Here is a 13,782-nt window from a genome sequence, read left to right as displayed (position 1 = left end):
CATCGGGGGCCGCGATGCGCAGCCCCCGGTCCCCGGCATCAGCCCATGCGGAAACCGCGATAGCCGTCATTCGCGGCCTCGTCGCATTTCTGGCGATAGGTGCCGACGCCGCCGGTATAGGACAGCACCCGGCGCGGCTTGCCCGGCACGTTCGCGCCGACATACCAGCTGTTGGTGCGCGAGATCAGGTTCTGGCCGGCGACCTCGTCATGGTGGCGGACCCAATCCGCCTCGCCCTCGGGCGTGGGCTCGATCACCGATTTGCCGGTCGCGCGCAGGTCGCGGATGCAGCGGCTGATCCATTCGGTCTGCTGTTGCAGGCAGGTGGTCATGTTGCACAGCGCCGCCGAAGGCGCGAGCGGCGCGCCGGTCATGAACAGGTTCGGAAAGCCCTCTTTGGCCAGACCATAGGTGGTGCGGATGTCGCGGCGCCATTCCTCGGCCAGACTGCGCCCGTCGCGGCCGCGGATGTCGATGCGCGACAGCGCTCCCGATCCTGCGTCAAAGCCGGTTGCAAGGATGATGACGTCCAGCTCGTGCACGGTGCCATCGGCCAGTTTGATGCCTTGCTCGACGATCTCGGCGATGGGGTTGTCGCGCAGGCTGACCGCCGTGACGTTCGGACGGTGATAGACCTCAAGGTAATTCGTCTCCAGCGGCACGCGATGGGTGCCAAAGCCGTAATCGCCGGGCTTGGGCACCAGCAGGTCGATCAGCGCCGGATCATTCAGCCGGGCGCGCATCTTGCCACGAACGAATTCCGAGATTTCCTCGCTGACCGCCTCGTCGAAGAACATCTCGGCAAAGGACGCAAGCCACAGTTTCAGCGAGCCGTCGGCGTGGATTTCCTCAAGGATTTCCAGGCGCCGCTCGGGGGTCAGCGCCGCCCATTGGTGTTGGAAATCATATTCGAAGCCGGTGAAGGTATGGGGCAGGTTCGATTTCAGCTCGTCGAAACGTGCCTTGTAGCGGCGCTCCTCGTCGGGGCCGTATTTCGGGTTCTTCATCGGCAGCACATATTGCGGCGTGCGGACAAAGACCTTCAGCTCGCCCACCTGATCGGCGATGGTCTGGATGACCTGAATCCCCGTCGCGCCGATGCCGACGACGCCGACGCGCTTGCCCTGCAATTGCAGCGGGCCGCGCGGCCAGCGGGCGGTGTGAAAGATCGGGCCGTGAAAGCTGGCCTGCCCCGGAAAGCGGTCTTCCAGCGGTGCATCCCGGTGCAGCCGATCAGGAATTGCGTGTCGAAAACGTCGCCTTCCTTGGTGCGCACCGTCCAGCGTCCGCGCCCGGCATCATATTCGGCCGAGGTCACGGTGGTCGAGAACAGGATATCCTTGCGCAGGTCCAGCCGGTCGGCGATGTAATGCATCCAGCGCTCGATCTCGGGCTGGGCGGGAAAGCGTTCGGACCAGGTCCAGCCTTTGTAGAGCTCTTCATCGAAGAGATACTGGTAGATATAGCTTTCGCTGTCGAATTTCGCACCGGGATAGCGGTTCCAATACCATGTCCCGCCGACATCGCTGGCGGTATCGACCGCCGCGACCGTCAGCCCGTCGCGCCGCAGCTGGTAAAGCTCGTAAAGCCCCGCCACACCGGCACCGATGACCAGGGCATCCAGCACCACGGGCTGTCCGCCTGCCCGTTGACGTTGTGCCCGAGCGACCGCTGTTTCCATGTCTTCCTCCCTTGTGAGACCTGCACGGAGTCCTCCTCTCCGTGGCGTCGGAATGACCCGAAGCCGGGCAAGGGTAGGGGCGCGCGACCCGGCGGGTCTTGAACGATCCGGGCGGGTGATTTGCACGATGGCGACGGGGAAATGGCCGGGTGGCTGTCACGATGGGCAACAGCCGGCCGGAAAATGCCGCGTTCTGGCCATTTCACATTGCATGGGCCGGCCTGCCCGGACATCTATTCCCTTTCGATGACGAAAGGATACACCATGCCCCTGAATGGAACCGCCGGCGATGATGTCATCCGTGACATCTGGGGCGACGAGGGCCACCGCGAAACGATCAACGGCTTTGCCGGCAACGACCTGATCTACGGGCTGAGCGGGCTTGACCTGATTTATGGCGGGCCGGGCAATGACACGATCTATGGCGGCGAGGGGCGCGATACCATCTCGGGCGGGCCGGGCGATGACGATCTTTATGGCGGCTCGCAGGTGGACACATTGCTGATCCGGGCGGATCAGGGCACCTACCGCATCGATCTGTCGAGCACGCAGCGGCAGGATACCGGACAGGGCCGGGATGTGATCATCGGCTTTGAAGTGGTCAAGGCCGTCGGGACGGCGAATTTCTGGATTCGCGGCAGCCGGGGCATCAGCGAAACCCTGCAGGGCGGCAGCGGCAATGACACGCTGATCAGCGGCGGCGATCTGGATTTCCTGCAGGGCGGGGCCGGAAACGACCTGCTGATTATGGGAGGCAATTATGCGCTCCACCGCGATATTGTCGACGGTGGAGCGGGGATAGATACGCTGCGCGGCGACAACGGCAGGAACACATTCGACGGCAGCAAGATCACCTCGATCGAGGTGATCGAGGGCATGGGCGGAGACGACGTCCTGATTGGCGGCCAAGACGGCCAGATCCTGCGCGGCGGCGCTGGCAATGACTCTCTGGGCGCCTCGGCGTCCAACCTGATCCTGGACGGCGGCCCCGGCTTTGATACGAGCTATGCCGACGGCCGGGTCAATCTTGCGCAGACCGGCCCGCAGGATATCAATGGCCGCACCGGCATCGTGCTGCGCGACATCGAGGGGGTTGCGGCCTATTTGGGACTGGACGACCATATCACGGGCAACCATCTCGCCAACCGGATCACCAGCAATTTCGGCAATGACACGCTGTTTGGTGGCGGCGGGCATGACACATTGGACGGCGGCGCCGACAATGACATGTTGTATGGTCAGGACGGCAACGACCTTTTGCTGGGCCGGATCGGGGCCGACCGCCTTTTCGGGGGCAACGGCAATGACACGCTCGACGGCGGATTTGGTGCCGATACCATGGCTGGCGGGGCCGGCGCCGATCTGTTCGTCTTTGCCACCGGAACCACCGGCAGGGGCATCTATCGCGACCAGATCACCGATTTTCAACGCGGCATCGACGATCTGGACCTGCGCGGGATCGACGCCAATGCCGCCGTCGCGGGCCAGCAGGCGCTGCAATTTTCGGGAAGCACGGCGCGGGCGCATGCCGTCTGGCAAGTTCAAAGCGGCGCCGTGACCCTGATCCGGGGCGATACCAACGGCGATGCCGTCTTTGATTTCGAGATTCAGGTCAACGGCGCCGCGCGGCTGGGTGCCGGCGATTTCCTGCTGTAAACCGGCCGTCGCGCACGCGCCGTTGCGGCGCCTATCGTGCCCGCCCCGGCGTGGCGGGCCGGCGCCGGGCGGCGCCGTATTGCCGCCACAGGCCCAGCGAGAACAGCGCCAGCGCCGCCCAGATCAGCGGGAATGCGATCCGGCGCGACTGGTCGAAGGGCTCGCCAAAGACCAGCACCGCGCACAGGAATATCAGCGTCGGCGCGATATATTGCAGGATGCCGACAGTGGACAGGCGCACCAGCTTGGCGCCATTGGCATAAAGCATCAGCGGCACCGCAGTGACCGCGCCGCAGCCCAGCAGCAGCAGCGTGTCGGGCCCGGCGCCCGGGCCGAAATGCGACTGCCCGCTGAGCGCCAGCCACAGCAGCGTGCCAAGCGCAAAGGGGCACAGCACCAGCACCTCCAGCGTGAAGCCCTGATTGGGGCCCAGCGGCAGGCTTTTCTTGCAATAGGCGTAAAAGCCCCAGCTGAAGGTCAGCCCCAGTGCCACCAGCGGCAGCCGGCCCGCCTGCACGGTCATGATCACGACCGCCACCGCCGCCAGCGCGATGGCCACAAGTTGCAGCCGCCCCAGCCGTTCCTTCAGCAGCACCGCGCCAAGGAAGACGCTGAACAGCGGGTTGATGTAATACCCCAGCGCCGCCTCCATCGCGTGACCATTGGCGATGGCCCAGACATAGATCATCCAGTTGGCCGAGATCAGCGCCGCCGTCAGCGCCGCCATCGCCAGCAGGCGCGGATTGCGCAGGGCGGCGACCACCTCGGTCGTGCGGCGCTGCCAGATCAGCACCGCCGCCGCGATCGGCAGCGACCAGATCACGCGGTGTGCGACCACCTCGACCGGCGGCACATGGGCCAGCGCCTTCATGTAAAGGGGCAGAAAGCCCCAGAGGACATAGGCCAGGATCACAAGGGTCAGGCCACGGGGGGAATCGCCGCTGGCGTCGGAGGGGGTGCTCATGCCGGTTGCATATGCCGCAATCCGCGCCTGCGCCAGATATGACGCCGCCCCGGACCGCGCCCTAGCCGCGTCCGCGATAGGGCGGCACGCCCTGATCGGGGATCCAGACGTTGCCGGGCATGGCGCCGGTCTGCCAGAACACGTCGATCGGCATGCCGCCGCGCGGATACCAATAGCCGCCGATCCGCAGCCAGCGCGGCGTCAGGACCGCCACCAGCCGCCGCGCAATCGAGATGGTGCAATCCTCGTGAAAGGCGCCGTGGTTGCGAAAGGCGCCCAGAAACAGCTTCAGCGATTTCGACTCGATCAGCCATTCGCCGGGCACATAGTCGATCACCAGATGCGCGAAATCCGGCTGGCCGGTCATCGGACAAAGCGAGGTGAACTCGGGTGCGGTGAAGCGGACGTTGTAATCCACATCGGCCTGCGGATTGCGCACGCGCTCCAGCACGGCGGTTTCGGGACTGTCCGGCAGCGCGGTCGTGGCGCCCAGCTGTTGCAGCCCGGCATAGATATTTTCCGACATCGGTGGTCCTTTCGGGAAAGGGAAGGCAGGGCTAGACGCCGCGCTTGTTGCCCCAGATCAGCACATGCAGTTGCGGCAGGATGCGCGGGCGCAGCCAGCCGCGGCCAAGGGTCGCCGCGACCAGCCAGTCCAGCCTTTGTGCCAGCGCGCCGGGATCGACGGGCATGGCGGGATCGCTGTCGGGATTGCCCGGCTGCAGGCACAAAGCAAGCTGCGGATAGCGCCCGGCGACCTCGCGCGCCCAGTCCAGATCGGTCTGGTCAAAGACCACGATCTTCAGCCCTTTGGGCGCGTCGCCCGCCGCCGCAAGACAGGCATCGAACCGCGCCCAGTCCACCACTTCGCCGCTGGAGGGCGGTTTGGGCGACAGCACCAGCATGTCAAGCGCCGCGAACCAGTCGCGCGCGACCGAGCCCTGCGTCTCGCAGGCAAAGCGATAGCCTTGGCCATGGCCCAGCCCGATCAGCGGGCCGAAATCCTGAATCGCCGGATTGCCGCCCGACAGTGACACCAGCATCGGCTGCCCGCCCGACAGCGCGACCAGCTGCGCCATGACCTCTGCGGTCGTCATCATGGCCCAGCCGTGGCGATGGCGGTTGTCCACGGCATGCGGGCTGTCGCACCAGACACAGCGATAATCGCAGCCGCCGGCGCGCACGAACAGCGTGGGCTCGCCGATCAGCGCGCCCTCGCCCTGAATGGTCGGGCCGAAGATCTCGGCGATGCGCAGTCCGCTCATGGCCGATACTCGGCCCAGGTTTTCGGCGTTTCCGAGACGCTGGCCGCCGCCACCTCGGGCCAGCGCTCTCGCGCCCAATGATAGAAATAATGCGCGAGATGTTCTGCCGTGGCCGGGCAGGCCAGCACGTCGTTCAGGTGCCGGTGGTCGAAATCGCGGTCGATGTGATCCTTGAGCGCGGCCAGATCGTGGTAATCGCGCACGAAACCATCGGGGTTCAGCCCGACGGCGGCCAGTTCGACCACGACGATGTAATTATGCCCATGCAGCCGGGCGCATTGGTGATCGGCGGGCAGATGTTCCAGCTGGTGCGAGGCCGAGAAATGGAATTCCTTGGAGATGCGAAACATCAGGCCTGCCCCCGCTTGGTAGCGCCGGCCACGGCGGCGCGCCAGAAATCCGGGTCGGCATAGGCGGTGGGATCGGCGATCCCGGCCAGATCGAAGGCCTCGCGCCGCTCGACGCAGGTGCCGCAGCGGCCGCAATGCAGATCGCCGCCCTTGTAGCAGGACCATGTTTCCGCGAATGGCGTGCCGGCACGGGCGCCAGCCGTGACGATATCGGCCTTGGTCCGGTGGACGAAGGGCACGTGCAGCGCCACATCGGCATGACCCTGCAGGGCGTGGCGCTGCATTTCGGCAAAGGCCTTGGTAAAGCCGGGGCGGCAGTCGGGATAGATGAAATGATCGCCGCCATGGACGGCTGCGGCCACCGCCGTGTCGCCCTGCGCCGCCGCCACGCCAAAGGCGATGGCCAGCATGATCGCGTTGCGGTTCGGAACCACGGTGATGCGCATGGTCTCTTGCGCATAATGCCCGTCCGGCACGTCGATGTCGTCGGTCAGCGCCGAGCCGGTCAGGCTGGCGCCGATGCTGCGCATGTCGATCAGATGGAATGGCACGCCCAGACGCGCGGCGCAGGCGCGGGCAAAGCCCAGCTCCTTGCGGTGGCGCTGGCCATAGTCAAAGGAAACCACGCGCGCCAGCGCGCCGTCCCCCGCCAGCACATGCGCCAGCGAAACGGAATCGAGTCCGCCAGAGCAGACCAGTGTCGTCTTCATGATGTGAACCCTTGTTTTGATGACCGGGTAGGCTGCGACCGGTGCGGGGCTGATAGAAACATCCGCCGTGGATTGCAAGCCCGCCGCAGGGGCCCCAACACGGCGGCCCCGGTGGCCGGGTCTGTCAAAATGAAACACCGCCGGTTGGCTGACCGGCGGTGTCGAGGCAGATGGTGCAGGTTCATCCGCCATGTTGGAATGCGGGCCAGATCGCCGTCACTCCAGAATGTTCTGCGTCAGCGCGACCGAGGGGATGGTGGTCGGCATCAGCATCTGGCGGTGCCTCGCCGTCCACTTCCAGCCTGCCCACAAGAGCAGCGCGACAAACGGGATCGCCGCGACCGTGTAGGTGCCGTTGGGATAGTCAAAGGCCATCAGCACCAGCACGCCGACAAGGAACCCCAGCGTCAGCCACGAGGTCACCGGCGCGCCCGGCATCTTGAAGGGCACATCCTCGACCTCGCCGCGCTTGACGGCCCGGCGGAACATGATCTGGCAGACCACGATAAAGCCCCATGTGCTGAGAATGCCCAGCGAGGCGATGTTCAGCACGATCTCGAAGACGCTGGAGGGCACCAGATAGTTCAGCAGGACGCCAAAGACATAGATCGCCAGCGTTACGAGGATGCCGGCATAGGGCACGGCCTGCGCGCTCATCCTTGACAGGAATTGCGGCGCCGAACCGCCTTGGGCCAGCGAACGCAGCACCCGCCCGGTCGAATAGAGGCCCGAGTTCAGGCTGGACAGCGCGGCGGTCAGCACGACGATGTTCATGACGCTGCCGATCCCCGGCACACCCAGCGCGCCAAAGAAGGTCACGAAGGGGCTTTCGCCGGATTTATAGGCGTTCCACGGCAAGAGCAGCACCAGCAGCGTCACCGCGCCGACATAGAACAGTGCGATCCGCCAGATCACGCTGTTGATCGCGCGCGGCAGGATCTTGCGCGCATCCTTGCATTCGCCCGCCGCCGTGCCGACCAGCTCGACCCCGGCAAAGGCAAAGACCACGCCCTGCACCAGCACCAGCGCCGGCATCAGGCCATTGGGGAACAGGCCGCCGTTCTCGGTGACCAGATGCAGGCCCGTGGCCCGGCCCGCAACGTCGAAACCGCCGCCCAGCAGCGCGGTGCCGACCACCAGAAACAGCGAGATCGCCGCGACCTTGATCAGCGCGAACCAGAACTCCATCTCGGCGAACCATTTCACGCCGATCAGGTTCATCGAGCCGACGACCACCAGCGCGCCAAGGGCTGAAACCCATTGCGGCAGATGGGCGAAACTGTCCCAGTAATGCATGTAAAGGGCAACGGCGGTGATATCGACGATCCCGGTCATCGCCCAGTTCAGGAAATACATCCAGCCGGCGATAAAGGATGCCCTTTCACCGAGAAATTCACGGGCATAGGACACAAAGCTGCCGCTGCTTGGGCGGTGCATCACCAGCTCGCCCAAGGCACGCAGGATCAGGAAGGCAAAGACGCCGCAGACCAGATAGACGATGGCAAGCGACGGTCCCGCGACCTGCAGCCGGGCGCCGGCGCCCAGAAACAACCCCGTGCCGATGGCGCCGCCAATGGCGATCATCTGCACCTGACGATTGCCAAGCGTCTTGTGGTAGCCCTCTTCATGCGATTCAAGCCATTGCCTTTTGTCGAGCTGTCCGGCGACCTCTGCCGCGGGTTCCGTGTTTACCGTCGTCAATGGGTTCTCCTTTATCCTTGTCGGCCAGAGGCCGCACAGTTCCCCGGCACCCGCGCCGGGGTCGGCGGGGCGGCAAGATCATCGTTCCGGGCTGGTTTCGTTTGCGGGCTCGCCTTCAGGCGCGGCCCGGGGGGCTAGGGAATGCCGTCGGGCGGACGGCTGCGGATGCCGGCCCGGCAGGCGGGCCCTGCGGGGGGCGGCATTCGCCGGCTCATTCGATCGGCCGATCGTTGGGGGCGGCGTAAAGCGCGGCCTGCGCCGCCGAGATCGGCCAGTCGAGGTTCATGCCATTGGGCGGGATCGGCTGCGTGAACCATTTGTCGTAAAGCGCCCGCGCCTCGCCCGAGGTCATCAGCCGGGCAATGGCCGCGTCCACCAGCGCCTTGAAGGCGGGATCGTCGCGGCGCATGGTGCAGGCATAGGCCTCGCGCGTCAGGGGCGTTCCGGTGACGATCCAGTCCTCGGGCCGGGGCGCCTCGGCCCGCGCGCCGTAAAGCAGCGCATCATCCATGACAAAGGCTGCGGCGCGGCCGGCCTGCAACTCCTGAAAGGCAAGGTCGTGTTCCTTGACGGCCAGAATGGTCATGCCGATCCCATGTTCCTCGTTGAAGCGGTGCAGCGCGCGTTCGGCCGTGGTGCCGGCGGTGACGACGACCTGCTTTTGCGCCAGATCGGCGAAATCGCGGATGCCGGCATCGGCGCGCGTCAGCAGCCGGGTGCCGATGACGAAGATGGTGTTGGAAAAGGCGACCTTTTTCTCGCGGTCCACGGTATGGCTGGTCGAGCTGCATTCCATGTCCAGATTGCCGTTGATCAGCAGCGGGATCCAGTTCTGCGAGGTGATCGGCGCCAGCGAGATCGTCAGCGCCGGCAGCTTCAGCTGATCGCGGACGGCAGCGACGATCTGCATCATGATGTCCTGAGAATAGCCGATGACCCGGCGGTCGTCGGAGTAATAGGAAAACGGCACCGAGGACACGCGCTGCCCGATCCGGATCGTGGCAGTGGCGGCGATCCGGTCCAGAGTCGCGCTGTCCTGCCCCCATGCCGGCCATGTCAGCCCGGCGAGCACTGCGCCCATGAGAACGGACATGTGCGATTTGCCCATCATATCCCTCGCTGTTGCGGATGACATCACGGGGCCGGGCGGGACGCGATGCCCTACCGCATTTTGGAAACCCCCTGTGTTGTCTTTATTGTTGCGATCACTGTGCCATGGGGTCGGACAGGATTGCATCAGCAAAAATGGATCACGGGCGGGATCGGGTAACACCTTGCAATGGTTACCGGAATGTCGATTTCTGCGCGGCAGGCCATTCGGTTATCCGAACGTCATGGGATTTTCACGTTCGGAAAACCGAATGACGCGTGCCGCAGCCTTCAGCCCTGTGTGCCCTCGGTCAGACCATATTTGCGGATCTTGTCATGCAGGGTGGTCTTGGGCACGTTCAGCGCCTCGGCGGTGCGCGCCAGACTGCCGTCATGGCGGCGCAGCTCGCGGGCGATCAGGTTGCGCTCGAAATCCCGGACCCATTCGGCCAGGGATTGCGGCGGCCCTTGTTCCGAGGGGGCCTCTCCGGTCAGCCCGTCCTTGGCGACGCCCAGCACCAGACATTCGGCGACGGTCTGCAATTCGCGGATATTGCCCGGCCAGCCATGCGCCATCAGCCGGTTCATCTGCTCGGCCGTGACGGTGGGATGGGGCTTTCGGAACCGCTCGGCGGCGGCCAGCAGGAAATGTTCCAGCATGATCGGAATGTCCTCGCGCCGCTCGCGCAGGGGTGGCAGCTCGATGGTGACGGCGTTCAGGCGATAGAACAGATCGCTGCGGAACCGGCCGGCTTGCACCCGTTCAAAAAGGTCGGGACCGGCAGCGGCCACGATCCGGCAATCGACCCCGATCCGCTGGTTCGAGCCCAGCCGCTCGATTACCCGATCCTGCAACAGCCGGAACAGCGTGATCTGCACCTTGGCCGGGATGGCGTCCATCTCGTCCAGAAACAGGGTGCCGCGGCCGGCGTGCTCGGTCTTGCCGATCCGGCGCTTGCGCGCCCCGGCGAATGCGCCCGCCTCATGGCCGAACAATTCGCTGTAAAGCAGGTCTTCGGAAATGCCGGTGCAATTGATCGAGACGAAGGCCGCGTTCCGCCGGCGCGAATGCCGGTGCAGCATCCGCGCCACCAGCTCCTTGCCGACCCCGGTTTCGCCCAAAAGCAGCACATCGACATTGGAATCGGCGACATCGGCGACCAGACTGCGGACCTTGCGGATCTGCGCGGAATCGCCGATCAGATTGTGCTCGACGTTTTCCAGCCGCGCCAGCCGCTGGCGCAGATCGGACAGTTCCAGCGTCAGCCGCCGTTTTTCGGCTGCGCGCTGCACCACCTCGATCAGCCGCTCGGGGCCAAAGGGTTTGGTAACGAAATCATAGGCGCCGCTGCGCATCGCCTCGACGGCCACGGCGACATCGGCATGGCCCGAAATGACGATCACCGGCAGGCCGGAATCCAGTTCGGCGCAATGGCGGACCACGGCCAGACCATCCATGCCCGGCAGCTTCAGATCGGTGACGACCAGCCCGGTAAAGACGGGCTTGATCAGGCGCAGCGCCTCTTCGGCATTGTCAAAGCCAAACACCTCCATACCGGCCAGCTGGATCGCCTGAACGCAGCCCAGCCGCAGGTTGGGATCGTCCTCGATGACGATGACCGTCAGCCGCTCGTCCATGCGGTCCTCCGTGATTGCGCTTGCGGCAGCCGCAGCAGAAAGGCGGCGCCGCCTGCGGGGCGGTTCTGCGCGATCAGGTCGCCGCCATATTCCCGCGCGATGCCGCGCGAAATCGCAAGCCCCAACCCCAGCCCGGTCTGCTTGCTGGTATTGAAGGGGACGAACAGCCTGTCGATCTGCTGCGGCTCAAGGCCCGGGCCGCTGTCCTCGACCGTGATGACGACATCGCCATCCGCCTGCAGTTCGGCGCGAATGCCCAAGGTCCGGCGCGCGCTGCCCTGCATCGCATCGCAGGCATTGGCGATCAGGTTGACCAGCACCTGCTCGATCCGGTTTGGGTTGCACCAGACCGGCGTGACAAAGCCGTCGCAGGCATTCTCGACCGTGATGTCTGCGGCGCGCAGCCGGGCGTCCAGCAGCAGCAGCGCGTTTTGCACCGCCTGCGCAACCTCGACCGCCTCGGACTTGGCAGGGGACTTGCGCAGGAAGGAGCGCAGCGGAAAGATAATGCCGTCGATCTTTTCGACGATTCCACCGATGATCGCCAGATTGCCTTGCGCGCTGGCGACATCGCCCCGGCGCAGGAATTCCTCCGCATTCCCCGCATGCGTCTGCAAGGCGCCCAGCGGCTGGGCCAGTTCGTGCATGATCCCGGCGCCCAACTCGCCCAGAGCGGTCAGCTTGGCCGCCTGCACCAGATCGTCCTGGGTCGCGCGCAAGGTTGCCTCGGTGCGGATCCGCTCATCCATCTCGCGGCGCAGGTCGGCGTTGGTTTGTGTCAGCGCCTGCGTCCGTCTGGCCACGGTGATTTCCAGCCTGACATTGGCCAGTTCCAGCGCGTCCCTTGCCGCGCGGATCAGCCGGGCGGCGCGGCGGCGCTGCATCAGGTACAGCGCCAAGGTCAGCACAAGGGCGGTCAGCAGCGAGGCCAGCGCTGCCGCGATCAGGCCCTGACGCCGCACATCGGCAAGATCGGAAAACACCAGCAGTTTCCAGTCCATGCCGTTCAGCACCTGACCCTGAACCAGCCGCTCGGGCAGGGTCACCGTGCCGCTGCGCTGCGCGGGCACGACCCGGTCCAGCCCCAGCGCGGGATCGTCGATGCCAAGGCGGATCGCCAAGGGGAACTGGGTCACGCGGTGGTGTCCGTAAACGCCGGTCAGCTCCAGATCGACCCGCTGCGCGACGGTGATCGGCGCCAGTGACGTATAGAGCCACTCGGGTTGCGACGACAGGATCACCACATTGTCCCGATCTGCGATCAGCGCCGGTTTCCCCAGCAGCGAAAACGCCTCGACGACCGGCCTGAGGCTGATCTTGGTCGTGGCGGTTCCGACGACGCGGTCGCCGTCATGGACGGGATAAGAGACGAAATACCCCGGCGTATCCGGCGCCTCGCCCAAGGAAAAATGCCGCCCGACAAAGCCCGAAAGCGCGTCCTGAAAATAGGGGCGCGCGGCGATATCCTCGCCCAGCCGGCTGTCGTCCTGCTGGGCCGCATTGCTGGAGCCGATGACCTCGCCGCGCTCGTCGGCAACAAAGATCGCATCGCTGCCAAGCTGCGCGTTCAGCCGGGCCAGAAAGCGGTTGACGTTGGTCGAGGTGGTGACGTCGCCCCGGCCGCTCAGCAGGGCAACGGTGTCCTGATTGAGCTCGATGGTGCCGGGGATGCTGGCGAGCCGGTTGATCATCAGAACGGCAGTGCTGGTGAACAGGTCCAGCCGATGGGCGGTATCTGCTCGCAGCGCCTCGGTGGCTCTGGCACGCCCCAGCGCATGGCCCACGACACCGGCCAAAGCGATGAGAACCGCCGCGACCAGCGAAAATACCGCGATACGGGAATGGCGCCGGGATCGATCTGTTATGATGACGCCCTTGTTTGGGCAGCCATGATCCATTGGCCGGCCGCTTGTCGTGGCGGATCACGTTCCTGTCTGGCGTGCATATCCATATTCCTGCGCCCTTTGGGGTCAGAACGGCATGCATCTCATACACATGCAATTTCTACGCAGGATCAAGCGTGAACCGCAGCCGGTGATGCCCGGCCACTCTGGCTGATGCAACTAGTGGCGATCCTTGCCCACGCCGACAGCATTGGTTCAGCCTTATCGCATTGCGGGGATGATCGGGGGCCTTTGTCCTAGGCGGCGCGGGGGGCGCCCGGGACGGGCCTTGGGTGCCTCCGGCGGGGATATTTTGGCACGAAAGAAGCCACCCGTCGGGAAGAATGAGGGGGCGCGAGGGGCGCCCCCGTCGTGGCTCAGCCCATGCGCTCGCTGGCGTAGCTGCCGGGCGAGGCCGGGAAGACCACGGTCTTGTTGCCGTTCAGGAACACGCGGCGGTGGATATGGGCGTGGATCGCCCGTGCCAACACCTGGCTTTCCACGTCGCGGCCAAGGCTGACGTAATCCTCGGGCGACTGGGCATGGGTCACGCGGATGGTGTCCTGCTCGATGATCGGGCCCTCGTCCAGATCGGCGGTGACGTAGTGGCTGGTCGCCCCGATCAGCTTCACGCCGCGCTCATAGGCCTGCTTGTAGGGGTTCGCCCCCTTGAAGCTGGGCAGGAACGAGTGGTGGATGTTGATGATCCGCCCCGACATCTTGCGGCACATCTCGTCCGACAGCACCTGCATGTAGCGCGCCAGCACGATCAGCTCGGCGCCGGTATCCTCGACCACGGCCATGATGCGGGCCTCGGCCTCGGGCTTGTTCTGCTTGGTCACCTT

At 65.2% G+C, this 13,782-nt stretch carries 12 protein-coding genes and 1 pseudogene; 1 reads left to right on the top strand and 12 read right to left on the bottom strand.

What is annotated here, in order from left to right; translation table 11 throughout:
- Positions 1-38: 38 nt before the first annotated feature.
- Together GL279_RS06695 and GL279_RS19570 are read right to left on the bottom strand one after the other, a co-directional pair.
- Positions 39-1,169 carry a flavin-containing monooxygenase gene (locus tag GL279_RS06695; protein ID WP_343039735.1) on the bottom strand — a complete coding sequence of 377 codons (1,131 nt, stop codon included), beginning with the start codon at positions 1,167-1,169 and terminating at the stop codon, positions 39-41.
- Positions 1,170-1,270: 101 nt separating this feature from the next.
- Positions 1,271-1,681 (bottom strand): annotated as a pseudogene (locus GL279_RS19570) (NAD(P)-binding protein); the annotation flags it as partial.
- 264 nt (positions 1,682-1,945) lie between these two features.
- Between GL279_RS19570 and GL279_RS06690 the strand changes: the two are divergent.
- Positions 1,946-3,337, top strand: a complete 1,392-nt coding sequence (locus GL279_RS06690; protein ID WP_170293931.1) for a calcium-binding protein — start codon at positions 1,946-1,948, stop codon at positions 3,335-3,337.
- Positions 3,338-3,368: 31 nt separating this feature from the next.
- Here GL279_RS06690 and rarD read toward each other — a convergent pair whose 3' ends face one another.
- The 10 genes from rarD to GL279_RS06640 form a co-directional block, all read right to left on the bottom strand.
- Complete coding sequence (gene rarD / locus GL279_RS06685) at positions 3,369-4,301, bottom strand: EamA family transporter RarD (RefSeq protein ID WP_155063856.1); 933 nt, start codon at positions 4,299-4,301, stop codon at positions 3,369-3,371.
- A 61-nt stretch (positions 4,302-4,362) separates the two neighbouring features.
- Positions 4,363-4,827 carry a preQ(1) synthase gene (queF, locus tag GL279_RS06680; protein WP_155063855.1) on the bottom strand — a complete coding sequence of 155 codons (465 nt, stop codon included), beginning with the start codon at positions 4,825-4,827 and terminating at the stop codon, positions 4,363-4,365.
- Positions 4,828-4,858: 31 nt separating this feature from the next.
- Positions 4,859-5,566, bottom strand: coding sequence for a 7-carboxy-7-deazaguanine synthase QueE (queE, locus tag GL279_RS06675; RefSeq protein WP_155063854.1), 708 nt, complete (start codon positions 5,564-5,566; stop codon positions 4,859-4,861).
- Entirely contained in the window at positions 5,563-5,916 is a 354-nt protein-coding gene (locus GL279_RS06670; RefSeq protein WP_155063853.1) for a 6-pyruvoyl trahydropterin synthase family protein, read from the bottom strand. Before GL279_RS06670 ends, queE begins: the two co-directional genes overlap by 4 nt.
- On the bottom strand, positions 5,916-6,626 hold the full coding sequence (gene queC / locus GL279_RS06665; RefSeq protein WP_155063852.1) for a 7-cyano-7-deazaguanine synthase QueC: 711 nt from the start codon (positions 6,624-6,626) through the stop codon (positions 5,916-5,918). The genes GL279_RS06670 and queC overlap by 1 nt, the downstream gene beginning before the upstream one ends.
- A 216-nt stretch (positions 6,627-6,842) precedes the next feature.
- Complete coding sequence (gene ansP, locus GL279_RS06660) at positions 6,843-8,327, bottom strand: L-asparagine permease (protein WP_155063851.1); 1,485 nt, start codon at positions 8,325-8,327, stop codon at positions 6,843-6,845.
- A 211-nt stretch (positions 8,328-8,538) separates the two neighbouring features.
- The gene (locus tag GL279_RS06655; protein WP_211371266.1) at positions 8,539-9,420 is read right to left on the bottom strand and encodes a transporter substrate-binding domain-containing protein; all 882 of its coding nucleotides are present in this window, start codon (positions 9,418-9,420) and stop codon (positions 8,539-8,541) included.
- A 287-nt stretch (positions 9,421-9,707) separates the two neighbouring features.
- The gene (locus GL279_RS06650; protein WP_155063849.1) at positions 9,708-11,054 is read right to left on the bottom strand and encodes a sigma-54-dependent transcriptional regulator; all 1,347 of its coding nucleotides are present in this window, start codon (positions 11,052-11,054) and stop codon (positions 9,708-9,710) included.
- Complete coding sequence (locus tag GL279_RS06645; RefSeq protein ID WP_155063848.1) at positions 11,039-12,952, bottom strand: sensor histidine kinase; 1,914 nt, start codon at positions 12,950-12,952, stop codon at positions 11,039-11,041. The genes GL279_RS06650 and GL279_RS06645 overlap by 16 nt, the downstream gene beginning before the upstream one ends.
- Before the next feature lie 362 nt (positions 12,953-13,314).
- The coding region (locus GL279_RS06640) for a formyltetrahydrofolate deformylase (RefSeq protein WP_155063847.1) at positions 13,315-13,782 on the bottom strand (468 nt) is incomplete at its 5' end.

The sequence above is a fragment of the Paracoccus limosus genome (assembly GCF_009711185.1).
Lineage (GTDB): Bacteria > Pseudomonadota > Alphaproteobacteria > Rhodobacterales > Rhodobacteraceae > Paracoccus > Paracoccus limosus.
This window is presented reverse-complemented; position numbering and strand designations above follow the sequence as displayed.